The organism is Dolichospermum sp. UHCC 0406, from assembly GCF_009712025.1.
Taxonomy (GTDB): Bacteria; Cyanobacteriota; Cyanobacteriia; order Cyanobacteriales; family Nostocaceae; genus Dolichospermum; species Dolichospermum lemmermannii.
The window spans coordinates 44,868-69,376 of the sequence record NZ_VILA01000017.1; the positions used below are offsets into that span (position 1 = coordinate 44,868).

Genomic DNA, 24,509 nt, shown 5'->3' on the forward strand with positions numbered 1-24,509 from the left:
AATATATCCGCGCATATATAGAGTCAATTTTTAAACTAATAACTAAAGATCCCCGACTTCTTTTATCGGTGATTCTGTATCAAAATAAATTATCCTAGAAGTCGGGGATCTAAATCCTGTACATCCTTAAATCCTGGATATCCTGATTAAGACAATTAAACGCAGATGAACGCAGATAAACGCGGATGTTATACTAATTATTAATTTCTCTCCCAATCCTGTACTTCGACTTCGCTCAGTAACCAGACATCCTGATTCTGACAATATGCAAACCTGGACACCTAACACCCCACTACAGAACGGACAGTATATCATTAAAAGAGCGATCGGTGGCGGTGGCTTTGGTGAAACCTATCTTGCAGAAGATACAGAAGAAAACAGGTTGGTTGTGATTAAAACCCTCAACCGCGAACAACGCGAAAAACCAGACTTTGCGGAAAGACAAAAGAGGTTTAGAAAAGAAGCCTTAGATTTATCAAAATGCTATCATCCCCATATTGTCCAAGTTTACGACAATTTTCCCGAAGATGGACTTTGGGCTATTGTCATGGAACACATTGACGGTGATGATTTAGCAGCTTATGTGGAAAACTACACGGCTGAAAATGGTTACTTGTCAGAAACCGAAGCTTTGCGCTACATTGACCAAATCGGACAAGCTTTAGAATGTGTTCATGAACGGAAACTTTTACACCGAGATGTGAAACCCAATAATATTTTGTTGCGACGGGAAAGCAAGGAAGCGGTATTAATTGATTTTGGGTTAGCGCGGGAATTTCAACCTGGTAAAATCAGAAGCATGACAGCGACGAAAACGGAAGGTTATGCACCCATAGAACAATATGAACGGCGTGGAGATTTTGGTTATTATACTGATGTTTATGCTTTAGCGGCGACATTATATAGTTTATTAACAAATAGAGTTCCCATTCCTGCTAATTATCGCGCTGAGGAAGATGTCAAATTATCACCACCGCAAAAATTTAATCAACAGATTAGCGACAAGGTAAATGCTGCTATTCTCAAAGGGATGGAGTTAGAACCAGTCAACCGTCCCCAAACAGTGCGGGAGTTTCGGGAAATATTGGGTTTAGTGGTTAAACCTGTTGTGAATATTTCCATACCACCACCTGTTAATAATAATCCTGTTTCAGTGCAGGAAAGACAGCAGAAAAATATCCCTACTCCTCAACTTGAAAATTCTTCCTCTTTCTTATCTAAGATGAAAGAAATTTTCATTCCTCAAAATTCCACACCTCAACCAATAAACCAAGAAGTACAATTAAAATCATCCTGTGGAATGGACGATAAGAAACTGCGTGACTTACTCAAAGCTGGAAAATGGAAGGAAGCAGACGAGGAAACAGCGCGGGTAATGTTAGCAGTTGCGAAACGGGAAGAGGAAGGTTGGTTAGATGTTGAGAGTATTGATAATTTTCCCTGTGAAGACCTTCGTACCATTGACCAGTTGTGGGTAAAATACAGTGATGGTAAATTTGGTTTTTCTGTGCAGAAACGCATTTATCAGGGTTTAGGTGGAACGAGACAATATAACTCAGACATCTGGGAGAAGTTCGGGGACAAGGTAGGATGGAGAAAAGGAGGCAACTGGTTGTACTACAAAGATATTACTTTTGACAAGAAAGCACCAGAAGGCCACTTCCCCGCCCGTTACGGGGTGGGGGGGTTATGGGGTGGTGGTTGGTGGGTTGGTGTTGTGGGGGGGTTTGGGATCTCTTCTCTCGCGTCGAGACTTGAAAGTTGTAACATTTAAAGATTACAGAAAATTATTAAGTCTGAATCAGGATATCCAGGATTTAAGGATTTACAGGATGTTAGTTTGCATCTAAAGATCCCCGACTTCTGCGATAATTAATGTGATAAATGAGAAGATTGTTAAAAATTGTCGGGTATCTGAAATTCTCAATTGTCTGAATCAGGATTTCCAGGATTAAAGGATGTACAGGATGGTAATTTTTAGATGGTTTGTTGGTGATGAAAGTTGTATTTGTCAGAATCAGGATAACCAGGATTAAAGGATTAACAGGATGGTAATTTATAGATGGTTTAAATTATTCAAAAATAATCATTCAAAAACATCCTGAAAAATCACCAACCCCCCACCAAAAATCATCCAACAACATCCTGTAAATCCTCAAATCCTGGATATCCTGATTCAGACAAATAAAAATCACCAACTCCCCACCAAAAATCATCCAACAACATCCTGTAAATCCTCAAATCCTGGAAATCCTGATTCAGACAATTAAAAATCACCAACTCCCCACCAAAAATCATTCAATAACATCCTGTACATCCTCAAATCCTGGACATCGCGATTCTGACAATTACGTTTATAATGAAAATTATCAGTTATAGGAAATAGACCATGAATATTACCCTAAAACCAGAACAAGAACAGTTTATTCAAAACCAGTTAGCTCAAGGGAGATTTCCTAATGCTGAAGCAGTCATTAATCAAGCTCTAGAACTTTTACAAGAAAAACAACGAGAATATGAAGACTGGGTAGAAGATGTGAAAATTAAAGTTAATGAAGCCGCAGCAGAACTAGAACGAGGGGAAGGAGTTCCTTTAGAAACAGTTGTTGAACAGATACAGGCAAAATTTCGTCATGCGCGAGAGGAGAAAAAATGAATCAATGTTTGATTTCACCTCTAGCAATTCGAGATTTAGATAGCATTTCTGAATACTTTTTAAACAGAAATATTGAAGCGGGAGAAATACTCTTTCAAGATTTCACAAAAAAGTGTGAAAAATTACTGCAATTTCCTAATATGGGACGCAGTTACGAATACATAAGACAGGGAATGCGTGGACTTCCTTTAAATGGTTACATCATTTTTTATCAAGTTGTTGATAATAATGTGGAAATTCTTAGAGTCGTAAATGGTCGTCAAGATTTAGAAGCTTTATTTGCAGAATAGGATAGTTTATTAAATGAGAATCTTGATCATCAATCAAATAATATCTAAAAAATTCCCCACATCACAAAAATCCTGACATCCAAAAAACTTCAACGCAAACCAACATCCTGTAAATCCTAAAATCCTGGATATCCTGATATGGCTACGCCACGCTTCGCTATCAGACAATTAAATAAACCTACTTGTCTATCTCAGATTCTAACCATGTTTTCAAGTCATTAATATCTGTAAAATCCAACAATGCTTCTCCCAGCTTTTCCAGTTGTTCTATATTCAAACTGTTGATATTTTCGATGTAAATATCTTTCAATTTTCCAAATCTTTTCGATAACTGACGTATCAATAAAATCATCTCACCATCTTGTCTACCTTCTTCTCTCCCTTCCTGCTTGGCTTCTTGATATACCCTTGTTTGCTTAATATCACTCACTAAAAACATTGCTTCTATCTCCTGACGGCTTAATTGTGAAAATTTGGACAATAAAACAGTCTCCAACAATTCTATAATACCTTGTTTTTCTCTGTCATTCTCAACTTCTGTCTTAGTTCTGTCCAAGAGAGCTTTAACTAATTCCGGTGCTTGTGCTTCCTTACTGACAATTAACTCAATTAACCCCATACCAATTGAACCTGGTGGTAATTCATCTAAATAAATTCGTTTAATTCTCCCACTATTAATAAATTCTTGTTGATAAGCAGTCAATTCTCCTACATCTAAACTCCGTTTCGCAAATAAAGCTACTCCTTGCCAATCTTGTACAGGTTTAAATTGATTAAGATAAATGTTGATTTCGGCGATTAATTCCCAGTAAAAATCCGGTTTTGGTTGAAATTGCACTTCTACAAAATAGATGGGTTTTTCTAGACTATCTGCCATAAAAATTCCATCAAATCGAAATGCTTTTTCTTTCACTTCCACAGAGGTAAATTTATAATCTGTGGCGTTTTCTGTAGGTTCTCCCAGAATTTCAAATAATAGGGTGTGAAAAGTGAGGAAGATTTGATAAAATATTGTGTCTGTGTGCATTATTCCTGATTTTGAAATTTCTTATTACTTATTTATCTGCTGATTTTAACCATCTTTCCCAGTTCTCCATCTACTGTAATTGCATCTTCATTCTCAGATACGAGATAACGTCTTGGTATTTTGGTTATGAGGACAAATTTTATTTTCTTATTTCCCTGCTTGGAGGGATTTATTGGGGAAATAATTATCTTGATAAATAAAAACTCTATATATATGGGCGCACAGTTTCCCACTCATATCATAAGCATACCCGAAACTCGGAACACTGTCAACCCCCCTAGCTGAAATTACCAAAACTCGTTAGATTATTGATAAAATTCTCAATAATAATGAGAATAAACCCCCAATAATTGAGAATGTTCTTTTTTGCCAAAATCCCATACAAATAACTTATATCTTAATAACAAGATCCCCGACTTCTTTGATTAATGTTGTGATTTATCAATATTTAATTTAGAAGTCGGGGATCTAAATCGGTTGAACAAAAAAAGCACAACCCTACTATAATATTTATGGAAAACTTAAATAATCAACTATAAAAAATGCCATCTACCGTTACCCTCACCATTACTACAGGGAAACTTTCAGGAAAACAATATATATTTGATAGCCGCAGCAGTTGTATTATCGGTAGAGGTGAAGATTGCAATTTGCAAATTGCTGATAATATTGATATGACAGTTTCTCGCTATCATTGCTTATTAGATATCAATCCTCCTGAAATGAGAATCCGTGATTTAGGGAGTTTAAACGGTACGATTGTTAATGGTAAAAAAATCGGACAAAGGAAAGCGGGTGAATCTCCAGAAGAAGCATTAAAGGCAATTTTTCCCGAATATGATTTAGTCAATAATGATCAGGTAGCGGTAGGAGATATTATTTTTGATATTAGTACAGAAATAGAACTGGAAAAACAGAAAAATCCTTATATTCCAGTCGAACAAGAAAATAATAAACCGAACTTTTTTGAAATTATTAAAAATCTCCTAAATTTAGCAAATCAAGGTAATCAAAATCTCCAGAAAATTTCTAATTATCAGATTATAAAATCTTTAGGTGAAGGTGGATGTGGAGAAGTATTTTTAGCTGAACATATCCCCACTAGAAAACGGGTAGCACTAAAGTTAATGTTGCCTAAAGTCGCGGCTAAAGAACTGGGTGTAAAAATGTTTTTGCGAGAAACAGAAAACACTAAATATTTACAACATCCTCATGTGGTGAAAATGTTAGATCATGGCTATGCAGAAAATACCTTTTTCTTCACAATGGAATATTGCGAAGGTGGGGATGTTTGGGATTTGATGGAGAAATTAGGAGGACGTTTACCTGTTAATATAGCTGTTGATATTATTCTGCAAGTTCTCGACGGGTTAATCTATACCCATAATGTTGAAGTTCCTTGTGTGAAATTAGCAGACGGAAGACTAGGAAAAGGAAAAGGTTTAGTACATCGAGATTTAAAACCGAATAATATTTTTATCACCAATATCAACGGTAAAATGGTGGCGAAAATAGGAGATTATGGATTATCCAAAGCTTTTGATTTAGCAGGTTTAAGTGGACACACTTTCACAGGTGCGAAAATGGGGACTCCTGCGTTTATGTGTCGTCAACAATTACTAGATTTAAAAAATTCCTTACCAGAGGTTGATGTGTGGGCAAGTGCTGCTTGTTTATATAATATATTAACGGGATATTTCCCCCGTGATTTTGTCGGTGAACCTTGGACTTGTGTGCTAAGAAATGAGGCTGTCCCCATTCGTCAACGTGATAGTAGTATTCCTGAAAAATTAGCAGAAGTGATAGATTTGGCTTTAACAGAAAAGCCAAAAATTTATTTTCAAACTGCGGCTGAGTTTAAAGCAGCGTTGTTAAAATGTGTTTGATTCTTAAATCTTAGTAACTTGAGGATCTAAAACAATGCGTGTACCAGTGATATCTACATGATAAGTCCAAAACTGGCTTTTAACTTTGACAATTACTTCCCAACCTTTAATGGGAGCAAAATTCTGGGTGCAGACTTCACCAAAATTAAAAACGCAGGAATTACTAAAAGTTTTCTGAATTGACTGGGTAATTTTCAAAGAACTTACTGCTAAACCAGAACGTTTAGAAGCATTACTCAAAACCGCATTAGCAATTTTTTTCGGTAATTGATTACTGCTAATTTTCGGATCTAGAAGAATTTGTGAACCGGATTTATTCACATGATAAGTCCAAGATTGTTCTTTGACTTGCACAATTACAATCCAACCGGGAATAGGATTATATTCCCTTGTGCAAACTTCCCCAAATTGAAAATTACAGGGATTGCTAAAAATAGTAGATGTAACTTGAGTAATTTGCAAATTAGAAACTTTCACCCCAGAAACTCTAGCAGCATCCCTTAGCAATTTTTGAGAAATAGATTTAGGTAAAGTATTTTGGTTTAATTGTGACTGTTCGGGATTTTTAGCATTTGCAGATGTACTATTTTCAGTGACATCTAAACCACAGGCAAACAAGCTAGTAATAATCAAACCAAAGACCAAGATTTGCGGAAACTTGAAATTGTTATACATTTGGGAAACTAGCTTAGTGATTAGATTCATAACCATATAAATTAACAATTGAATACTGAATTAAACTTAACTTTACAACTTATAAATAATTCTTTCCCTCCTCATTCCTCCGCGTCCTCTGTGTCCTCTGTGGTTCGTTTTTCTATTAATTTATTCCCCATTGCCAAAAGTGCCGTTCCATAAGCTGCTTCTGTATTAATTGATGAAACAATTGGTACTTTTAAACAACGTTGACGAATAGATGTCCAAGTAGAATTAGCAGCACCACCACCGGCAGTATAAATATGAGTTAAAGGATCTGCACCTAGATTTTGTAATAGTTCATATCCTCTAGTTTCTATTCTAGCCATACTTTCTAATAAACCATGTAGAAATTCTTGAGGTTGATCTGGACGTGGTTCTAGTCTGGGTAATAATTGGGGATCATTAATGGGAAAGCGATCGCCTGGTTTCAATAATGGATAATAATCTAACACACTGGCTTGAGTTGGATCAATTTCCGCACTTAACCTCACCAACTCAACATCGCTGAAAAAATGTTTCAAAATAGCACCACCCGTATTAGATGCACCTCCAGTCAACCACAAATCTCCTAAACGATGGCTATAAATTCCATATCGCGCATCTTCGATTCTATGCCGACTTAAAAGTTTTAGTACCAAAGTTGAACCCAGCGAAGTTACCGCTTCCCCCGGAAATTTAGCTCCACTGGCTAGAAAAGCCGCAATACTATCTGTTGTGCCAGCAACCACTAAACAATCGCCTTTAAAGCCAAAATCGGCCGCAATCTGGGGAAGTAATTCACCAATGGCTGTACCCGGCGCTAAGACTTGCGGTAACTGGAGGGGAATTTCTAGCTGTTCCAACCATGCTGGATATTGCAATTTTTCCACGTCATAACCCAATTTTAAGGCGTTGTGGTAATCGCTAATACCTAACTTTCCATGCAAGAGAAATCCCAGCCAATCGGCTTGATGCAATAAATATCTGGCTTTTGCAAAGGAAGGTAATTCTTGCATCCAGAGGAGTTTCGCTAGACTAGATGTAGCACTTAATACAGTGTGATTTGCTGGCGCAATCCTGCTCAATCGTTCTAAAACCACTGCACCCCGACCATCATTGTACAATAGTGGCGCGTCCACAGGCTTTCCAGCCCCATCAGTCAGTAAAATAGTGGAAGAAGTCCCATTAATAGCGATCGCTCCGATTTCCCCCCTTAACACCCCCGGAATTTGCCCTAATAGACTCCATAAAGCCTGTTGCCAACATTGAACCCAATCAACAGTCCCAACCTGCCAACAATGGCGCATTTCGGACAGAATCCGACCTTCTTCATCAATTACCACACCCCGTGCGCCAGAAGTACCAAAGTCAATACCAAGCGATAAAGTCATAAATTAAGGGAATAGGGAAACTTCCTAACAACTGTACGGGCGAAGCATTTGGAGAACTATTTTTGGCAATGACCGATAATTTATCTTCCCAATGCTTCGCCCCTACTGACAACTGTACGGGCGAAGCATTTGGAGAACTATTTTTGGCAATGACCGATAATTTATCTTCCCAATGCTTCGCCCCTACTGACAACTGACCAATCCCCAGTTTTTGTTGCATCTTGTAACAAGATGTTTCCTAATCCTGCTAAAACAGTGAAAAGTAGTAAACGGAGTCTTGAAAATCAAGTTCAACTTAGGAGGATTTCCATCATGCCTATCTCAGATACCCAAGTTTACATTGCATTAGCTGTAGCGCTAATTCCAGGAATTCTAGCTTGGCGTTTAGCTACAGAACTATACAAATAACACCAGTGTAACGCTGTTACAGGTGCTTAATCCATAAGTAGGAGTAGATTTCAAATACTTGTAGTTCTAAACTATGGGAATTTTAGGAATCGCCCCTACTTTACTAGGTAATATTTTATTCATCTTCATACTTGTATAAATTTCCAGAAAATGGAGTAATATGGCAGCTAAATTAAGCCGCAATTAGCACCTGTTTGCTTTTGACGGTAATTACCGTAAATCAGCGAGTTTTTTGTTAGCACCATGAATGCGTTTCAACCATCTAAACCTCCTCTCCAGCCCGTAGAACAACGCCGAACTGTACCAAGACCTAAACGACATTTACGCCAACGTGCTTATCAAATAATGGCACTGGAAACTACAGCCAAAGTAGCAGTTAATATAGTTATTAGTGCAGCAGCAGTATCTGCTTTAGTACAATTATTACCTTATCATTGGTCACAACAGGATAAGTTGCGAACAGTTCGTACCGAAGTAAAAGTTATGGAAGGGCGTGTGCAAAACTTACAGACAGAATTTAGCCGCAACTTTGATCCTGGGGAAGCTAAAAGTATTATGCAACAAAAATCATTTCGCTTTGACCCTAATCAGCGTCCAGTTATATTGATGAATCAAGAGCAGACTGGAACGGAACAATCTAACTCAGCACCATAAAAGTGCAGAAAATATATTAATCATCACGGTTATTAGGGTGACTACCAAATGATACAACTTTATATTTAGTCATGAAACTCAAATTTTTGAGTCAGTTTTACCAATTGAATGCTAAAAATCTGAATTAAGCCATCTACTAAATTAGTCTTCAAAAAAGAGCAACTCGTTTAACCAATTTTCGATTTGTAACCGTAAGCGATAACCGGAAACATCTTGATGATTTAAAGATGGTAGTTCTGCCAATGCACGACGATAATTCGCAATTGCACAATTCCAATCACCCCAGAGATGATAAGTCCGTCCCTGTTCCGCCCAAATGTTGCCTTTGAGTTGACCAAACAGCATGGCAATTTCTAAGTTTTCAATAGCTTCTGCATAGTCTCCCAAGTCGCGTAAAGTAATACTGCGATTAATCCAAGCCCGAACATGATGGGGATTTAGATCTAATGCTTGTTCATAATCAGCCAATGCGGCTGTTAATTCACCACAAGCAGCGTAATAATTAGCCCGATTATTGTAGGCACTAGCTAATTTAGAATTTAAATCTAAGGCTTTGTTATAATCAGAGATAGCTTTTTGGCTATCACCACTTTGAAAATAAATCAGCCCTCGGTTATTGTAATCGACCGCATTTTCGGGATGATGGTCAATCAGGTGACTTAACAGTGCGATCGCTTTAGTATAATCCCCTTGTTGTGCTAACTTCAAAGCACAAGAGCGTAAATAACGTTCTTCCAACATTGATTCATTACCATCCTGTAACGGCGCACATTGATGACAAGGATTGTTTTGATCAGAAAGACATACTTGATTGTTTTGAATACCAGAATTTAAAAAAGAGTGCTTATTCATACTTTGCCTATTTGGTTTACTTGGTTTGTCAAATAAAGTTACAGTTTTTGTGTCCTAATGACTCTAGGATGATTGAAGGACGTGGATTTTACATCCAACAACAGATGAGCCATAAATCTAATAATGTATACTTCATACCCAAGTTCAATTCCCGAATCAGTAAAATTCTGAAGAATTGAAGTGTAAATTTTAATGATCAGGGGAAGAGGGAAGAGGGAAGAGGTAATAGGCAATAGGCAATAGGCAATAAGAGTTTTACCAATGACAACGGACAACTAACAACTAACCAACCCCTATTTACCAATTCTAGAAGAGACATTTCTCATGACAACAATAATTGCTTATGCTGATGCTACCGCCCTCAATACCGATGACTATATTGTGCTTTGTTTAGCTACGTGCTTATATAAAGAAGATGGGGAAGTGGATCAAATTGAAGTGATAGAACCCATTCCTTCAGCCGCATTAGAAGCTATCTGTAAACAAATTCCCACATCTTAAATTATTCGATAGAGCGCAAACGGGTACTAAATGCGGCTAGAATTGTCACCTAAAAATTTTTAGGATTTTTAGGTGTTATACTCAAAACGGCTTGATTGTTTGATTCTAAACGTAGGGGTTTAGCACTGCTAAACCCCTACACATCTGGGTTCTTTGTCATTTGGCAAAAGTTTAAATCTCACCCGTGTTTAGTATAATGTCTTTTAAGCCGGGGATGAAAGCTACAAGAGGGGATTTATCCCCCAGCGACCTGTGCTATACTACTTGTAACAGGAAAGGTAATCAACCTGTATAAAAACCTAACTGCCTAACGGTAATCTGTACCTTGACAATTAAATCTATGTGGTTCTACTGCATTGTTCTAGTTTCCTTCTAGCAGTAGGTAAAAGATTTATAGGGACTAGACGAATCAGAATTTTGAAACTTTCTCGTTTCAAGTTAAACAGGACTTGCAATAATGCAACTACGGTCGGGCAGACCGAAAGTTAACGCTTGGGGAGAGTCCCACCTCTGACCTAGATAACGCAAGGAGTCTAGTTTAAGTGGTCTCGTTGAACCAAGAATCCCCGTGTCTTTAGACCGGGGAGTGTCAAATTCCGATTATGCTCAAATTAGATTTGAGTGCTTACCCAGCAGTCGTGAATTATATTCAGTCTATATCTGAACGTCCGGCATTTCAAAAAAGTATTGGGGGACGGAAGTAATTGACAATTAATAATTGACAACTGTTAGTTGTCAATTATATTTTCTAGCGATAATTTGTAAATTGCAAAGCGACGGGGAAATCTTCTTGTTTAAGCCGTTGAATCACGAGTTGTAAGTCATCTTTTGATTTAGCTATTACCCGCACAGAGTCACCTTGAATTGAGGCTTGCACCTTTTTAATTTCGTCCCGAATTATCTTAGAAATTTGTTTAGCAATTTCTTGGCTAATGCCTTTTTTCAGGGTAATTTCTTGACGAACACGGCTACCGCTGGCAGATTCAACTTTGCCAAATTCAAAGATTTTTTGAGAAAGATTCCGCTTGGCGGCTTTTTCTCGGAGAATGGTGTGGACAGATTCTAAGGTAAAGTCGCTGTCAGTACCAACGGTAATTTTTTCTTCGCTTAATTCGATTGTGGTTTTAGTATCTTTAAGATCGTAACGGCTTTTAACGTCTCTGATGACTTGATCAATAGTATTAACTAATTCTTGTCTATCAAAGTCGCTGACGATATCAAAGGAAAAAGAAGCAGCCATAAATAAAATTGGTAATTGGTAATTGGTAAGAGAGAAGAGGCAAAATTAAAAATCCTTATTCCCTCAGCTTAATTATTTAACTTGCATGAGACTGAGGAAAAACAGAGTTCCCGAACTAAAAGAAGCAATACCAAACATGAGCGATCTTAACAAAGGTATATTTGCAATATAGAAAATAGAGTATAGCAAACGGGCAATCAGAAAAGCGATCGCTGCATTCACTCCTTGGGGAGAATTCACTCCAGTGACATAAGCCATTAGTGCGGCTGCGGCAAAAACCATAAACGCTTCAAAGGAGTTTTCATGGGCCCATGTTGCCCGTTGGGCATAGGGAGGCAACTTGTCAAACATGGCGCGAGGTGCAGACAAATCATATCCTACTTGCACTCTAGCAAAAGCTACTAATAAATAGGGTAGATAAATGAGAATAGCCGCAACGACAATAGAGGATAAAAAAATAGCAGGTACTGGTAATAGAGATAAAGACATTCAACTAATTTAATAGGGTACTTGGTCAGGTATTGATCATTTTTGTCAATGGATAAGGGGTAATTTAGTGAAATCATTACCCTTTACCCAATGATTTTCCATCTCTATCATTAGCTTTGCAAAAACTGCCGTTCACTCTAGTCAAAGTAGAAGAGTGTTACCACTTTTCGCTGGTCTTCGGCATCACTACAAGTTTGTAGCAAAGTGCGACTATCGTGAAATGCAAAGCAGATTAGTTGTTGACAACGAGAGACGATTTCTTTGTTACATAGGTAACTCGCTTCAGCTAGGGACAAGTTATCATTACTGGGGTTTTCCACTAAGTGCATAACCTGTTCTAATTGCTGGCGCGATTCTTGGGGTTGACGTTCCAAACTTTGGGGTAAAATAACCGTGAGTAAGTTGGGATCAGCCTTGGTTGCGCCCCGGATGGCCGCAGAGTTTGTGCCTGTAGCACCAGAAGTAATGATGCGGTTGCCCGATAGAATCAGGGCATAAGTCATCATTTCAATGAGGTTCTGATGGGTAATTGGCACATGACGAGAACCTAGCAAGGCAATCCGCTTGGAACCTGTTTGCTGGATGGTTGCTAGTTCTTGGGCTAAGGTATCGAGTTTAATAGTATCTATTGACTGACTCAAAGATGAAGATCATGAGATTAAACAACCTAGACATTCTACCAAACAGCGTGTACATAGGATACTAACCAGGGTTACATTATTATTTGTTAGCAAATTACTAAGGAGCTACTCAACCTCTAGAACTACTTTTGGAAATACCCATACCTCTTAATCCCCTCCAGCCGATGACGATATAACCAATTGACAATAATAAACTATTAATACCAGTTCGCAATTCCTTCCAGGCATCTTCCTGGGTTTTCTGCAACTGTTGTTGTGTTTGAGTCTGAATTTGGTTAAGTCTTTGGGTTGCTAGTTTTTGAGGGTCTGTTTGCTGGGCGATAAAATTATCAAGAGAGTTAAGATTTGTTTTATACTGCTTGAGTAGATCCTTCTGTGCCTCAGGTAATTGACTATCGCTAAGTGCCTGATTATACTTTTTGTCATCCTTAACCAGTTCATTTAGCTGGGTTCTGAGTTGCTCTTTTAATGCAGCGCGTTGTTTCTCTACAGATGCTTTTACCTGATCATTACCAAGTTGATTTTGGAGTTGTGCTAATTGATTTTTCACTTGGGTTTCTGACTGTTCCGCTTCTTTCTCAATCCGTGCTAACCCCTCTGCCTTTAGTTGATTGACGTTACTCAGATGTAGGGGAAAAATCAACAAAAATATCAGTCCTAACAAACTAGAGAGGATAAAAATTGGCAATTTTAGACCAGAAGACGAGGAACGACTACTTTCACTAGATCCACTAGATTTACCAACCCAGTATGCAATTAGAATTGTTCCCAGACCAAGCAATGGTACAATACCCTGATTTACAAGACTTCTGCACAAGTTAATTTGCCAGAGTTTATCTGTAAATTGCAAAGGGAATAATAAAAATAGACAGTCTACAGAAAAGAACAATATACAGATTATACCTATTAACTGGAGCAAGAAGGATGTGTTAGAGGATGTATTAGTAGCCATATTGGTTTACAGTGTGAATACATTAAATTAATTAGCATATTTAATGTTACAGGATTACCCAGTAAGCGTAAAGCTCAGTGTCTAGAGCTTAAATCTTTCTCGCCATTCTTCTACATTTTGTCGTAAACCTGCACCCAACCAATCATCAAACTGGGGATACAGTGGTAAACGTGGTACTAACTCCCAGCCCCCAGATTTTAAGATGTTTCTGAGTTCCTGTTCCTGTAAATGGGGATAATCAGGATTAACTTCATCCTTGGGACCTATTCCCCCTAAATCCCTCGCTCCAGCGGCTATACAAGCAAGTAACCAATTTTCATCTTTAACTAAATTGGGGGGAATCTGGATTGTAATGTCTGCTGGTAAAATTTCCCGCACTTTGGCGATAATTTCTGGTAATTGATGAGGGTTAAATGGTGGTGCGTCAAAGGTTTGCACCGTTCCGGGGCTGTGGGGTTGGAGAATTACCTCTTGAATATGATGGTAATGTGCATAAGATTCAGAAATAGCCGCTAAAGTCTCCCACCAATCTGTCTCTGTTTCCCCTATTCCTAAAAGTAACCCTGTGGTGAAGGGGATTTTTAGCTCTCCTGCCCATTGTAATTGTTGCGATCGCACTTGGGGCAATTTACTTGGTGCATGACGATGGACTGTACTTAATAGTTTTGGTGTCAACTGCTCCAACATTAACCCCATGGACACATTCACCGTTTTCAGTTTTTGCATTTCTACCCAACTCAGTGGACCAACATTGGTATGGGGTAAAAATCCCATGTCTATTGCTAAGGCACACAAATCATAAATTCGCTCAAACCAAGCTTCCCGTCGGGCTGAATGGGGATGGACTTCACCGCTCAAGATCAGGATTTCACAGACATTTTGTTGTTTAAGTTGTAAAAAAATCTCTTTAGCTTCCCCAAGAGTCAACCAAGGACTTTTACCCGGTTCAGTGCGGAAATTGCAATAAGAACAGCGGTTAAAGCACTCATAAGTGGGAACAATAGTATAAGCAGGGCTATAGGTAACAATATTTTGACTAGATAGAGACATATATAGTAGGGAGCAGGGTCTGCGTCCAAAAATGCAGGGGTTCATGAATGAAGTAGGGAGTTGCGTTCCCAGAAAATCAGAAATTATCACAAAAATAATTAATGCCTGAAACCCGCAGCCTGTCTACAATATAACCTTCTCTATGACCCAACTTACAAGATTTATTAAAAAATATTCCGAAAACCCCTTTACAAATCGAAACATATCGCTTAATATAAATTCATGAGGTAGAAACACCTACCAAAACATACATAACTCAAACGCAATTATAAACACATGACAACTACCTTACAACAGCGCGAAAGTGCTAACGTATGGAATCGCTTCTGCGAATGGATCACCAGCACTGACAACCGTTTATATATCGGTTGGTTCGGAGTATTAATGATCCCTACCCTCCTCGCTGCAATTACTTGCTTTGTAATTGCATTTATCGCTGCTCCTCCCGTGGACATTGACGGTATCCGCGAACCAGTTGCAGGTTCTCTACTCTACGGAAACAACATCATCTCCGGTGCAGTAGTTCCTTCCTCCAACGCTATCGGTTTACACTTCTACCCTATTTGGGAATCTGCTTCTTTAGATGAGTGGTTGTATAACGGCGGTCCTTACCAGTTAGTAGTATTCCACTTCTTGATCGGCGTATTCTGCTACCTCGGTCGTGAATGGGAACTTTCTTACCGCTTAGGAATGCGTCCTTGGATTTGCCTAGCATTCTCCGCACCTGTAGCTGCTGCTACCGCAGTATTCCTAATCTACCCAATCGGTCAAGGTTCATTCTCAGACGGTATGCCTTTAGGTATCTCTGGAACATTCAACTTCATGATCGTGTTCCAAGCTGAACACAACATCTTGATGCACCCCTTCCATATGTTAGGTGTAGCTGGTGTCTTCGGTGGTTCTTTGTTCTCTGCAATGCACGGTTCACTCGTAACTTCTTCCTTGGTTAAAGAAACAACCGAAAACGAATCACAAAACTACGGTTATAAATTCGGTCAAGAAGAAGAAACCTATAACATCGTTGCTGCTCACGGTTACTTCGGTCGCTTGATTTTCCAATACGCTTCCTTCAACAACAGCCGTCAACTACACTTCTTACTCGCTGCTTGGCCTGTAATTGGTATCTGGTTCACAGCTTTGGGTGTTAGCACAATGGCTTTCAACTTGAACGGTTTCAACTTCAACCAATCTGTCATGGATTCTCAAGGTCGTGTCATCGCTACATGGGCTGACGTAATCAACCGCGCTAACTTAGGAATGGAAGTAATGCACGAGCGTAACGCTCACAACTTCCCTCTAGACTTGGCTGCTGCTGACGTTGCTCCTGTTGCTTTAAGCGCTCCTGCAATCAACGGTTAATAAGTTTAGTTAAATAGAAAACGCTCTCCAATCATGGGGGGCGTTTTTTTGTATTCATTTTTCACATTCGCGTTTAGTCACATAATGCCGATAGCGAAACATTGCTTCTAGCTGTGTTTGCACTAACCAACCACTGATAAATTCTATTCCATCACCGCCAGGCATAGAATAAGTAATATTATCGGTTAATTTAGTTTTGCCATTTTCTTCTGTAAACTCATGACGATGTACCCAGGACTCAAAAGGTCCAGATATCTGTTCATCGGTGAACAGACGATATTCTTCATAGTCTGTGTGCCGCGCTAACCAAGTTAAGGGTAAAATACCCAAAAAAAGCCGAAATTCTGTAATTGCACCTGCTGATAGTCCTCCTTCCCGTCTGACTATTTGTACAGGTTGCCAAGGTGGGGTGAGTATTTGGAGTATGTCTGGTCTTTCGTGGAATTTCCAAACTACTTCTATTGGTGCGTTAATAATTGAGGAATGTTTAAAGTGCAACATGAACAAAGAAACCTAAAATTGAGCCTTTAGATTCAGTCTTGATAATTTTATCAGAAAATAGGCTAAAACCCCCGAATTAACCCCTAAAAATCCTTCAACTAAGTATAACGAGAGAATGCCATAAAAAGCTGATGCTGCCATTGCTAATTAAGGTATAAAAAAAATATTTTATAAACTTTTTGAATTTACTGCCTAGATATCTATTTTCTATGCCATAATGGGAGTCGAGAAGTAATTCGGTGGACCTCGTTTGTTTTTAGTATTGATAGGCTTTTCCCCTTTGGTATTTACAGACTTTTCTCCGAAATCTAAATCTCTACACTCTTATGATTTTGGAGAAAATCTATGTCAATTTATGTAGGCAACCTCTCTTATGAAGTTACCCAAGAAGGTTTGAGCGAAATTTTTAAGGAGTATGGCAAGGTAAAACGTGTTCAGCTACCTACCGACCGGGAAACTGGTAAAGTTCGCGGTTTCGGTTTCGTGGAAATGGAATCAGATGAAGAAGAAGAAAAAGCCATTGAAGCCCTTGATGGTGCTGAATGGATGGGACGTGATTTAAAAGTGAACAAAGCTAAACCCAGAGAAGAACGTAGTTCTTTTGGTGGTGGAAACCGTAGCGGCGGTGGTGGCCGTAGCGGCGGCTATGGCGGTGGCGGCGGTGGAAACCGTTACTAATATCCATAGACCAAAGCTTAACAAATATCCGCCTCTAGGATAATTAGGTTGAATAAAAGTTCAGGAATTAATACCTGAGCTTTTTTTAATGGAAAATTTTCTATAAAAATAATGATGATGTAGCACTTGCCAGCATGATTAGTCATAAAATGTTACTTTGGGAAGCGATAACTAATTTACACTTCCTGACATTTACCAATGCCTTATCTTACTGCTGCGAGGGAAATTCGTTCCTTAATTACTGAATATACCACAGCTAAAACTTTGTGGATAGATACAGAAGTTGCTGATTATAAAACTCGTAATCCAAGATTATCACTGATTCAGGTGTTAGCTAATCCTGAAGATATGACTGGTAATAGTGTTTATTTATTAGATGTTCTCGATAAATCAGATGTAATTGCTGATTTTGTGGAGAGGATTATGGTTAATGATGCTATTGAAAAAGTTTTTCATAATGCTGGTTATGACGTGAAATATTTGGGAGCTAAAAAAGCCAAAAATATTACTTGTACTTTGGAAATGGCGAAGAAAATTCCCGTCTATTTACTACCATTACCTAATTATCAATTGAAAACCCTAGCTACTAAACTTTGTAATTTTCATGATATTAATAAACAAGAGCAAACGAGCGATTGGGGAAAAAGACCATTAACTGAAGAACAAATAGAATATGCTTATCTTGATTGTATTTATTTAGCTCAAGTACATTTACGATTATTAGAATTAGAGGCAAACTTAAAGATAGATCCAATTAGGGAAGATCTAAGTTTATTGACTGCTAGATATATAGAAATTGAACAGCAACAAAAAATACTCAAATCAGAATTTGAGCATTTACAAGAACGGGTAAAACAAGCGATGTTAGTCCAGAATATTTCTGAAACATCATCTTGTAAACTTACAAGTTATGAGCGAAAAACTATCAAGACTCAGTTTCAGGAATTGGTAGATTTGGTAGAAAATCAAGGTGTTGATTTAGATTTTACAATTACTTTAACCGAAGATATTCGCAAAAATTTGGGGGTAAATTTGGAAAAATTGACTGTAAATGTTGATATAAATACTTATTGGAAAATAACGCCTAAAAATCAAGAAGGTGAGGAATACTGAGAAACTCTGTGAACTAGTTTTGAGTCTATTTCCTGATACTGGTATGGAAATTTTTCTCAAATTGCTAACAAAATTAACAGAATTATCAACGGTAGTCTAGTAATAATACAAATATAGCTATCAGGGATTTTTTTAGTATTTAGTAATATGCGGTGATTGGCTGGATAAATTTATTTATTTCCGATAACTTCAGGGAATTTTATCATTTGAATTGAATATTAATCAAAAAGCGAGAGTATTTCCTAAGTAAGTAAGCAATTTAGTGAATGATTTACTCCAGGTATAATGGCGATTTATAGTAAATTATGAAATGGCAGTTATTGAGACACAAACACAGAGAAGTAAACAGAGCATTCACTATAGCGATGGTTACTATTTTTAGCGGGATTATTTGCGTTTCTTGTAGTAATAATCAAGATGTTTTGGTGACAGAAAGAGGAGCAAGTCCCCCAAATCCACAGATAGGGAGAACCTCTAAAGCTGGGGAATTTTATGTTCAGGGACAAACTCAACATCTTAAAGGTAATTACCAAGCGGCTATTGCTGCCTATAGTAAATCAATTAGTCTGAATCCTCAATATGCACCAGCATTTAAAGGTCGGGGTTTGGTTTATTTTGATACTGGTAATAAAGAGGGAGCGATCGCGGATTATAATCAGGCATTGGGTCTAAATTCTCAGGATGCGGAAGCGTACAATAATCGTGCTAATGCTTTTGTATCTATAGGAGACTACAGAAGAGCGATTGCGGATTATAATCAAGCAATTAGTATTGCGCCTAAATATGCCGAAGTTTACAATAATCGAGGTAACGCCCGTGCAAACCAAGGTGATAAGAATGCGGCGTTAGAGGACTACACTCAAGCAATTCGGATCAATAAAGAATATGCTGTAGCTTATAATAATCGTGGTAATGCTTACGCATCAAGAGGAGAACCACAAAAAGCAATATCGGATTATAATGAAGCAGTTCGCATTAATCCTAACTTCGGTGCTGCTTTCAATAATCGAGGTAATGCCTATGCTGCAATTGGTGATAAACGGGGAGCATTAAAAGATTTACAACGGGCAGCAGCGATTTTTGATAAGGAAGGAAATAAGGATTTATATCAACAAGCGATGAAAAATATTGAGGAATTGGGGAAGTAATTGATAGTATCTTATTTAAGTATTCCCCATCAAGAGGCAAAAATCTCAAATATCTACTGAATTTCACTCTGTTTTTGGCTTGTGGTTAGGTTTGGCTGTAGCCTAGTTCGTAAATAGTTGAAACTAACGATTAAATTTTTATATTAAATATCCCCGACTTGTGCTAAAAATCAGGGATATTATTTTTATGAAAATTGAAACCAAAAACATCGAAGTTACTTTAGTTAGAAGTAGGATTTTTTATCTCTCTTTCTAAAGCTTGAACTTGTTCCAGAGATAATTCCGTAACTTCAGAAATTTGTTCTAAACTCATACCAATTCGCAACAAATTTAAAGCTAACTTTTTGGTTGCTTCTGCTATTCCTTCAGCTTTACCTTTAGCTTCACCTTCTTCGAGAATTTCTTGATATATCACTGATTCTCGCATAATCTCACTCCTGAAAATCTTCCTAATTACATCTTTTTTTAACACAAGACCGGCTAAAACTGCACTAGCAGCAGCTATATTCCCCTGTATCTTTTGATCTGTAATGGCTGCTACTGCTTCTCCTACTTGGCTTAATACCATTTTAGGATCTTTTGTCTGACTTAGCACTGCAAAAGGTAATAAACCTGGAACTGTCATAAATTGGGCTGTTGGTTGTTCCCAAAGTCTAATTATCTCAAATTGATGGTAAGTGTTGTTTAATTTAAAACTATTTTCACTTACTAAGTCAGAACTTGTTTTTCGCAGATAGATGACTACTTGACGCATTTCTTTTTGAGGAAACCGACGATATATCCTAACTCGATAATCTAACATCCTAAAGGGCATATCTTCATCAGTATCGGTTTGAAATTCTGTATGTAGAACTAATTGATCTGATTGTAATAATATTAATGAATCTGCTCTAATTGGATCATTTGATAATTCCGTGGGACTAAGTTCTGTTAATTTAATTGGTGAACCTAGCAACCATGTTGCTATGTCATCTTTGTAATTTTCGGCAATGAATTTACAGATATTGTCATACATGAGAGATTGTTGAAAATAGCAAGTCTTGATATTTTACCATATCAAACTCAAAAAATATTTAGGGTTTAGCATTGCTAAACCCCTACAAAATTAACTAACTAACTGCTAATGAATTTTTACTGTAATATTCGGTTTGCGGGTAGACGCTAATAATGGTATTTCCAACTTCAAAAAATGTCCCGGCTTGTTCATGTTTAGAAAATTGCAAATGGGGATATTTAGCAGCTAATTCATCAGCAGTCATGGCTTTAGCTGATATTTTATTTGGTAAAAGTCCTGTTGCACCAATGTAAAATACCATAGGGGAAATATTTTCTTGGTAAGTTTGCTCAACATAAGCTGCTAATTTTTGGTAAGCTGTCGTCATAGCTGTAATCAAATCTTCTCCATTGACAGATTTGCCAGCGTGTTGAGCATATAATAGCAACGCTAAACGATGATTACCAACTTTATGGAGAATTTCCCCTACTTTACCATTGATATTAATTCCCAGAAAGTCGTCAAAAATGGGTTTCATCAAATCATCAACTTTAGTCAGTTTCATTCTTGCAGAAATGGCTTTTTGTCGAAAAGCAATATTTTGATTTAAACCCATTTCTAAAGTTGGTTTAGGGAAAATCTCCCCAGTTTCTTGGTCATAAACCTCATATCTTCGCGCTAAAAATTGATTAGCAGCATATAATTTACTCAAATTGAGAATATCCTGATTACCAAACTCAATTTTATAACTGATATGAGAATCAATTGTATCTGGATATTCCTGAGTTTTAGGAAAATTCAGATAGAGATTTTTTGACAAATAATGTTGTTTTAATTCCTCTACCTGATTACTCACAAATACATCTGATTGATGGCGTAAATAAGCAGACAAAATACTCATGACAACTTTAATTTCTGCTAATTGAGTAAATAACCCATCAATACTAGCAAACTTGATATTAACAGGAACTAATGGTAAATTATCTAACTGAATTATATATTCAGAATTGAAATCAAACTTGTCAGCAATAATTACACCTTTAGCTTGCAATAAATCAAATACTTTCTTGTTGCTGATTTTGATATTTAAAGCAGAAACATGAACTTTTCCATCTTTAACAATGGTATATTTATTAAAATTATCCAAATCATGAGCCAGCAAACCCGCAACTTCAGTGATATGGATATTATCTTCAGATTTCACCAGCTTAACCTTCCGGCTTATCAACATATTAATAGTAGCCGTATTGCGATTTATAGCAAATACACCCATTTGCACAAAATCACCAGCATAAACATCCTCAGTTTCTAACCAAGGAGTAATCAAATCACCATTAATATCTCTCACCCCCCTCACCCGTTTAATACCAGTTCGGTGGTAATCTTCCTTTAACTTATGTAAATTCAAAATGATATTTTGACGATATGCCGATAAAATTTGGATAAGTTCTAACAGGGAAATCTGGTGATTTAACTTCGACATAAAACCCCCTAACTTTTATTAGGTAAAAACTCAATTTTCCTCTCCCCGTCTCCCTTAGAGGTTGTTTGAAAAGTATTATATGAAACCCATAATCTCCAAAAACCTAACCCCCCTCCCCCCCTTCCCTACAAGGGAATGGGGGTTTTAAAGCCTCTCCCCTGGTAGGGGAGAGGTTTGGAGAGGGGTCTGTTTACACATTAAAAACTTTTAAAACATCCTCTTAGGGTTCACCAGTCGCCTACGGAGGGAAACCCTTCTACAGCGCTGGTTCACTGCGACTCTGTGTGAGGAAAATCCATATTTCTTCCATTATAGTATATTTGTACTAAAAAGTCAAATCATCTGAATGAAGACTAAAATAACAATAGCTTTACACTTCTTAATAATTAAAACAAAACAATGGCGAGAGATTTACGGGGATTCATTAAAATTCTAGAAGAAAAAGGACAATTAAAGCGAATTTCGGCTTTAGTTGACCCAGATATGGAAATTGCAGAGATTTCCAACCGAATGCTGCAAAAAGGTGGTCCAGGCTTAATCTTTGAAAACGTCAAAGGTGCATCTTTCCCCGTTGCGGTAAATTTAATGGGGACAGTGGAAAGGATATGCTGGGCTATGAACATGGAAAAACCAGAGGAGTTGGAAACCCTGGGAAAGAAGCTGAGTATGCTTCAGCAACCCAAACCACCCAAAAAGATTTCCCAAGCCATAGATTTTGGTAAAGTGCTGTTTGACGTAATCAAAGCCAAACCGGGAAGGGACTTTTTTCCCCCTTGTCAACAAGTGGTAATTGAAGGGAATGATTTAGATTTAAATAAGTTACCTTTAATACGTCCTTATCCGGGAGATGCCGGAAAGATTATTACGCTAGGATTGGTAATTACCAAGGATTGTGAGACGGGAATCCCCAATGTAGGCGTGTATCGGTTACAGCTACAATCTCAAAATACAATGACCGTACATTGGTTATCGGTGCGGGGTGGGGCAAGACACTTGCGGAAAGCAGCAGAACGTGGTAAAAAGTTAGAGATTGCGATCGCTCTGGGTGTTGATCCTTTAATCATTATGGCAGCAGCCACACCCATTCCTGTAGATTTATCAGAGTGGTTATTTGCTGGATTGTATGGCGGTTCGGGAGTCAACTTAGCCAAATGTAAAACCGTAGATTTGGAAGTTCCCGCAGATTCCGAGTTTGTTTTAGAAGGGACAATTACACCGGGGGAAGTTTTACCCGATGGACCTTTTGGCGACCACATGGGATATTATGGCGGTGTGGAAGATTCGCCTTTGGTGCGGTTTCAGTGCATGACACACCGCAGAGACCCAATTTATCTTACCACATTTAGCGGTTTGCCACCGAAAGAAGAAGCCATGATGGCGATCGCTCTTAATCGGATTTACACCCCCATTTTACGGCAACAGGTCTCAGAAATAGTTGATTTTTTCCTGCCAATGGAAGCGTTAAGTTACAAAGCCGCAATTATTTCCATAGATAAAGCCTATCCTGGACAAGCACGACGAGCAGCTTTAGCGTTTTGGAGTGCGTTACCACAATTTACCTACACTAAATTTGTGATTGTCGTTGATAAAGATATCAATGTTCGTGATCCTCGTCAAGTCGTTTGGGCAATAAGTTCTAAAGTTGATCCTACCAGAGATGTATTTATTTTACCAAATACTCCCTTTGATACTTTAGATTTTGCTAGTGAGAAATTAGGGTTAGGTGGGAGAATGGGCATAGATGCCACTACAAAAATTCCTCCAGAAACAGAACATGAATGGGGTGAACCATTAAAATCAGATATTGATATAGCTGCAATGGTAGAAAGACGCTGGCAAGAATACGGTTTAGCGGATTTACAATTAGGAGAAGTTGATCCGAATTTGTTTGGTTATGATATGAAGTAATACCCACACTTTCCCTTCTCTATCAGGAGGGGAGTATTTTTTTAAAATTGAAAATTTGGAGAACATAACCATTTTATCTACAATTATAAAAGTATTTTTATGTCTTTATTGTCTATCAAAAGGATTGCTTTTACCATCCCCATCTATTCACAGGGATGGTTAATAGCTATATATTAGCCTTCAACAGTGATTTTACCAACCATGCCAGCACCACGGTGGGGTTGGCAATAAAAGGTATAATCACCAGCAGGAGCGTCAGCAGGAAAAGTGGTTGTTTGTTTTTGTCCGGGATTTAGTAATAACTTTGTATGGGATAAAGCTGTCGCTAATGCTTTGTCATGAGCGGGGTTTTTAGCAGAATCAAATACAACGTTGTGGGGAGGAACTTTGTTGTTTATCCATTCAATAGTGTCACCAGGCTTAACAGTCAACTGCTTTGGTTGAAAAGCCAACAAGCCTTTATCACTACCTAGCTTAACTGTATATGTTTCCGCAGATGCAGTGGGGGTAAATACAGCAAAGCTACCGAAAATTACAATAACTGTTAATACAGCTAGGCTTAAGCGTCGCAAAGTTGCTGCGATAGATTTCATGGTTCTCTCCTGTGGAA

The 24,509-nt window shown here is 37.9% G+C and carries 26 protein-coding genes and 1 pseudogene; 13 read left to right on the forward strand and 14 right to left on the reverse strand.

Annotation, left to right across the window (positions count from 1 at the left end; translation table 11 throughout):
* The first annotated feature begins 265 nt into the window (after positions 1–265).
* From FJR09_RS25350 to FJR09_RS16265, 3 genes are all read left to right on the forward strand, one after another.
* Complete coding sequence (locus FJR09_RS25350) at positions 266–1,774, forward strand: serine/threonine-protein kinase (protein WP_168653290.1); 1,509 nt, start codon at positions 266–268, stop codon at positions 1,772–1,774.
* A gap of 615 nt (positions 1,775–2,389) precedes the next feature.
* Complete coding sequence (locus tag FJR09_RS16260) at positions 2,390–2,656, forward strand: type II toxin-antitoxin system ParD family antitoxin (RefSeq protein WP_168653289.1); 267 nt, start codon at positions 2,390–2,392, stop codon at positions 2,654–2,656.
* Positions 2,653–2,946 carry a type II toxin-antitoxin system RelE/ParE family toxin gene (locus FJR09_RS16265; protein WP_015079969.1) on the forward strand — a complete coding sequence of 98 codons (294 nt, stop codon included), beginning with the start codon at positions 2,653–2,655 and terminating at the stop codon, positions 2,944–2,946. The genes FJR09_RS16260 and FJR09_RS16265 overlap by 4 nt, the downstream gene beginning before the upstream one ends.
* Positions 2,947–3,124: 178 nt before the next feature.
* On the opposite strand, the gene FJR09_RS16270 is transcribed toward FJR09_RS16265, so the two are convergent.
* Positions 3,125–3,973: an Rpn family recombination-promoting nuclease/putative transposase gene (locus FJR09_RS16270; protein ID WP_168654126.1), complete on the reverse strand. Its 849-nt coding sequence runs from the start codon at positions 3,971–3,973 to the stop codon at positions 3,125–3,127.
* Between the two features lie 542 nt (positions 3,974–4,515).
* On the opposite strand from FJR09_RS16270, the gene FJR09_RS16275 reads away from it, so the two are divergent.
* Positions 4,516–5,859, forward strand: coding sequence for a protein kinase (locus FJR09_RS16275; protein ID WP_168652489.1), 1,344 nt, complete (start codon positions 4,516–4,518; stop codon positions 5,857–5,859).
* Positions 5,860–5,862: 3 nt separating this feature from the next.
* Here the strand turns inward: FJR09_RS16275 and FJR09_RS16280 are convergent, their stop codons facing one another.
* The 3 genes from FJR09_RS16280 to FJR09_RS16290 form a co-directional block, all read right to left on the reverse strand.
* The gene (locus tag FJR09_RS16280; RefSeq protein WP_254433132.1) at positions 5,863–6,534 is read right to left on the reverse strand and encodes a hypothetical protein; all 672 of its coding nucleotides are present in this window, start codon (positions 6,532–6,534) and stop codon (positions 5,863–5,865) included.
* Between the two features lie 101 nt (positions 6,535–6,635).
* Positions 6,636–7,928 (reverse strand): FGGY-family carbohydrate kinase, encoded by a 1,293-nt coding sequence (locus FJR09_RS16285; protein WP_015079965.1) that lies wholly within the window; start codon positions 7,926–7,928, stop codon positions 6,636–6,638.
* Entirely contained in the window at positions 7,906–8,148 is a 243-nt protein-coding gene (locus tag FJR09_RS16290) for a hypothetical protein (protein ID WP_168654127.1), read from the reverse strand. Before FJR09_RS16290 ends, FJR09_RS16285 begins: the two co-directional genes overlap by 23 nt.
* 92 nt (positions 8,149–8,240) lie before the next feature.
* Between FJR09_RS16290 and psaM the strand changes: the two genes are divergently transcribed.
* Together psaM and FJR09_RS16300 are read left to right on the forward strand one after the other, a co-directional pair.
* Positions 8,241–8,336 (forward strand): photosystem I reaction center subunit XII, encoded by a 96-nt coding sequence (psaM, locus tag FJR09_RS16295; protein ID WP_006196319.1) that lies wholly within the window; start codon positions 8,241–8,243, stop codon positions 8,334–8,336.
* A 243-nt stretch (positions 8,337–8,579) separates the two neighbouring features.
* Positions 8,580–8,990, forward strand: coding sequence for a hypothetical protein (locus FJR09_RS16300; RefSeq protein ID WP_015079964.1), 411 nt, complete (start codon positions 8,580–8,582; stop codon positions 8,988–8,990).
* A 141-nt stretch (positions 8,991–9,131) separates the two neighbouring features.
* Here FJR09_RS16300 and FJR09_RS16305 read toward each other — a convergent pair whose 3' ends face one another.
* Positions 9,132–9,842, reverse strand: coding sequence for a tetratricopeptide repeat protein (locus FJR09_RS16305; protein ID WP_015079963.1), 711 nt, complete (start codon positions 9,840–9,842; stop codon positions 9,132–9,134).
* Between the two features lie 324 nt (positions 9,843–10,166).
* Between FJR09_RS16305 and FJR09_RS16310 the strand changes: the two genes are divergently transcribed.
* Entirely contained in the window at positions 10,167–10,343 is a 177-nt protein-coding gene (locus FJR09_RS16310; protein WP_158310520.1) for a hypothetical protein, read from the forward strand.
* Between the two features lie 593 nt (positions 10,344–10,936).
* Positions 10,937–11,047 (forward strand): annotated as a pseudogene (locus tag FJR09_RS25355) (glutathione S-transferase family protein); the annotation flags it as partial.
* A 44-nt stretch (positions 11,048–11,091) separates the two neighbouring features.
* On the opposite strand, the gene FJR09_RS16320 reads toward FJR09_RS25355, so the two are convergent.
* The 5 genes from FJR09_RS16320 to cofG form a co-directional block, all read right to left on the reverse strand.
* Entirely contained in the window at positions 11,092–11,583 is a 492-nt protein-coding gene (locus FJR09_RS16320; RefSeq protein WP_015079962.1) for a YajQ family cyclic di-GMP-binding protein, read from the reverse strand.
* Positions 11,584–11,655: 72 nt separating this feature from the next.
* Positions 11,656–12,072 (reverse strand): MAPEG family protein, encoded by a 417-nt coding sequence (locus FJR09_RS16325; protein ID WP_015079961.1) that lies wholly within the window; start codon positions 12,070–12,072, stop codon positions 11,656–11,658.
* Positions 12,073–12,209: 137 nt separating this feature from the next.
* Positions 12,210–12,713 carry a hypothetical protein gene (locus tag FJR09_RS16330; protein WP_015079960.1) on the reverse strand — a complete coding sequence of 168 codons (504 nt, stop codon included), beginning with the start codon at positions 12,711–12,713 and terminating at the stop codon, positions 12,210–12,212.
* A gap of 109 nt (positions 12,714–12,822) precedes the next feature.
* A complete protein-coding gene (locus tag FJR09_RS16335) occupies positions 12,823–13,665 on the reverse strand; it encodes an HpsJ family protein (RefSeq protein WP_015079959.1) in 843 nt (280 codons plus the stop codon).
* A gap of 81 nt (positions 13,666–13,746) precedes the next feature.
* Positions 13,747–14,715 carry a 7,8-didemethyl-8-hydroxy-5-deazariboflavin synthase subunit CofG gene (gene cofG, locus FJR09_RS16340; RefSeq protein ID WP_168653428.1) on the reverse strand — a complete coding sequence of 323 codons (969 nt, stop codon included), beginning with the start codon at positions 14,713–14,715 and terminating at the stop codon, positions 13,747–13,749.
* Positions 14,716–14,991: 276 nt separating this feature from the next.
* Here cofG and psbA point away from each other — a divergent pair, with 276 nt between their 5' ends.
* The gene (psbA, locus tag FJR09_RS16345; protein ID WP_015078361.1) at positions 14,992–16,074 is read left to right on the forward strand and encodes a photosystem II q(b) protein; all 1,083 of its coding nucleotides are present in this window, start codon (positions 14,992–14,994) and stop codon (positions 16,072–16,074) included.
* 54 nt (positions 16,075–16,128) lie between these two features.
* On the opposite strand, the gene FJR09_RS16350 is transcribed toward psbA, so the two are convergent.
* Positions 16,129–16,575, reverse strand: coding sequence for an SRPBCC family protein (locus tag FJR09_RS16350; RefSeq protein ID WP_015078362.1), 447 nt, complete (start codon positions 16,573–16,575; stop codon positions 16,129–16,131).
* 345 nt (positions 16,576–16,920) lie between these two features.
* Between FJR09_RS16350 and FJR09_RS16355 the strand changes: the two genes are divergently transcribed.
* The 3 genes from FJR09_RS16355 to FJR09_RS16365 all read left to right on the forward strand — a co-directional run bounded on the left by FJR09_RS16355 (position 16,921) and on the right by FJR09_RS16365 (position 19,514).
* The gene (locus tag FJR09_RS16355) at positions 16,921–17,253 is read left to right on the forward strand and encodes an RNA-binding protein (protein WP_015078363.1); all 333 of its coding nucleotides are present in this window, start codon (positions 16,921–16,923) and stop codon (positions 17,251–17,253) included.
* Positions 17,254–17,451: 198 nt separating this feature from the next.
* Entirely contained in the window at positions 17,452–18,366 is a 915-nt protein-coding gene (locus FJR09_RS16360; protein ID WP_015078364.1) for a 3'-5' exonuclease, read from the forward strand.
* A gap of 305 nt (positions 18,367–18,671) precedes the next feature.
* Complete coding sequence (locus FJR09_RS16365; protein WP_015078365.1) at positions 18,672–19,514, forward strand: tetratricopeptide repeat protein; 843 nt, start codon at positions 18,672–18,674, stop codon at positions 19,512–19,514.
* Positions 19,515–19,734: 220 nt separating this feature from the next.
* Here the strand turns inward: FJR09_RS16365 and FJR09_RS16370 are convergent, their stop codons facing one another.
* Positions 19,735–20,529, reverse strand: coding sequence for an Rpn family recombination-promoting nuclease/putative transposase (locus tag FJR09_RS16370; protein WP_168651699.1), 795 nt, complete (start codon positions 20,527–20,529; stop codon positions 19,735–19,737).
* 94 nt (positions 20,530–20,623) lie between these two features.
* Positions 20,624–21,991 carry a hypothetical protein gene (locus FJR09_RS16375; RefSeq protein WP_015078367.1) on the reverse strand — a complete coding sequence of 456 codons (1,368 nt, stop codon included), beginning with the start codon at positions 21,989–21,991 and terminating at the stop codon, positions 20,624–20,626.
* 399 nt (positions 21,992–22,390) lie between these two features.
* Between FJR09_RS16375 and FJR09_RS16380 the strand changes: the two genes are divergently transcribed.
* Complete coding sequence (locus FJR09_RS16380; RefSeq protein ID WP_168653070.1) at positions 22,391–23,899, forward strand: UbiD family decarboxylase; 1,509 nt, start codon at positions 22,391–22,393, stop codon at positions 23,897–23,899.
* 173 nt (positions 23,900–24,072) lie between these two features.
* Here the strand turns inward: FJR09_RS16380 and petE are convergent, their stop codons facing one another.
* The gene (gene petE, locus FJR09_RS16385; protein WP_015078369.1) at positions 24,073–24,492 is read right to left on the reverse strand and encodes a plastocyanin; all 420 of its coding nucleotides are present in this window, start codon (positions 24,490–24,492) and stop codon (positions 24,073–24,075) included.
* Between the last annotated feature and the right edge of the window lie 17 nt (positions 24,493–24,509).

Bases quoted from the DNA above. Each gene is read 5' to 3' on its own strand.
- FJR09_RS16290 (WP_168654127.1), bottom strand. From the start codon at position 8,148: ATGCAACAAAAACTGGGGATTGGTCAGTTGTCAGTAGGGGCGAAGCAT.
- FJR09_RS16300 (WP_015079964.1), top strand. From the start codon at position 8,580: ATGAATGCGTTTCAACCATCTAAACCTCCTCTCCAGCCCGTAGAACAA.
- FJR09_RS16305 (WP_015079963.1), bottom strand. From the start codon at position 9,842: ATGAATAAGCACTCTTTTTTAAATTCTGGTATTCAAAACAATCAAGTA.
- FJR09_RS16260 (WP_168653289.1), top strand. From the start codon at position 2,390: ATGAATATTACCCTAAAACCAGAACAAGAACAGTTTATTCAAAACCAG.
- FJR09_RS16285 (WP_015079965.1), bottom strand. From the start codon at position 7,928: ATGACTTTATCGCTTGGTATTGACTTTGGTACTTCTGGCGCACGGGGT.
- cofG (WP_168653428.1), bottom strand. From the start codon at position 14,715: ATGTCTCTATCTAGTCAAAATATTGTTACCTATAGCCCTGCTTATACT.
- FJR09_RS16360 (WP_015078364.1), top strand. From the start codon at position 17,452: ATGCCTTATCTTACTGCTGCGAGGGAAATTCGTTCCTTAATTACTGAA.
- FJR09_RS16370 (WP_168651699.1), bottom strand. From the start codon at position 20,529: ATGTATGACAATATCTGTAAATTCATTGCCGAAAATTACAAAGATGAC.
- FJR09_RS16365 (WP_015078365.1), top strand. From the start codon at position 18,672: ATGAAATGGCAGTTATTGAGACACAAACACAGAGAAGTAAACAGAGCA.
- FJR09_RS16325 (WP_015079961.1), bottom strand. From the start codon at position 12,072: ATGTCTTTATCTCTATTACCAGTACCTGCTATTTTTTTATCCTCTATT.
- FJR09_RS16380 (WP_168653070.1), top strand. From the start codon at position 22,391: ATGGCGAGAGATTTACGGGGATTCATTAAAATTCTAGAAGAAAAAGGA.
- FJR09_RS16320 (WP_015079962.1), bottom strand. From the start codon at position 11,583: ATGGCTGCTTCTTTTTCCTTTGATATCGTCAGCGACTTTGATAGACAA.
- psbA (WP_015078361.1), top strand. From the start codon at position 14,992: ATGACAACTACCTTACAACAGCGCGAAAGTGCTAACGTATGGAATCGC.
- FJR09_RS16375 (WP_015078367.1), bottom strand. From the start codon at position 21,991: ATGTCGAAGTTAAATCACCAGATTTCCCTGTTAGAACTTATCCAAATT.
- psaM (WP_006196319.1), top strand. From the start codon at position 8,241: ATGCCTATCTCAGATACCCAAGTTTACATTGCATTAGCTGTAGCGCTA.
- FJR09_RS16350 (WP_015078362.1), bottom strand. From the start codon at position 16,575: ATGTTGCACTTTAAACATTCCTCAATTATTAACGCACCAATAGAAGTA.
- FJR09_RS16355 (WP_015078363.1), top strand. From the start codon at position 16,921: ATGTCAATTTATGTAGGCAACCTCTCTTATGAAGTTACCCAAGAAGGT.
- FJR09_RS16270 (WP_168654126.1), bottom strand. From the start codon at position 3,973: ATGCACACAGACACAATATTTTATCAAATCTTCCTCACTTTTCACACC.
- FJR09_RS16265 (WP_015079969.1), top strand. From the start codon at position 2,653: ATGAATCAATGTTTGATTTCACCTCTAGCAATTCGAGATTTAGATAGC.
- petE (WP_015078369.1), bottom strand. From the start codon at position 24,492: ATGAAATCTATCGCAGCAACTTTGCGACGCTTAAGCCTAGCTGTATTA.
- FJR09_RS25350 (WP_168653290.1), top strand. From the start codon at position 266: ATGCAAACCTGGACACCTAACACCCCACTACAGAACGGACAGTATATC.
- FJR09_RS16280 (WP_254433132.1), bottom strand. From the start codon at position 6,534: ATGTATAACAATTTCAAGTTTCCGCAAATCTTGGTCTTTGGTTTGATT.
- FJR09_RS16335 (WP_015079959.1), bottom strand. From the start codon at position 13,665: ATGGCTACTAATACATCCTCTAACACATCCTTCTTGCTCCAGTTAATA.
- FJR09_RS16310 (WP_158310520.1), top strand. From the start codon at position 10,167: ATGACAACAATAATTGCTTATGCTGATGCTACCGCCCTCAATACCGAT.
- FJR09_RS16275 (WP_168652489.1), top strand. From the start codon at position 4,516: ATGCCATCTACCGTTACCCTCACCATTACTACAGGGAAACTTTCAGGA.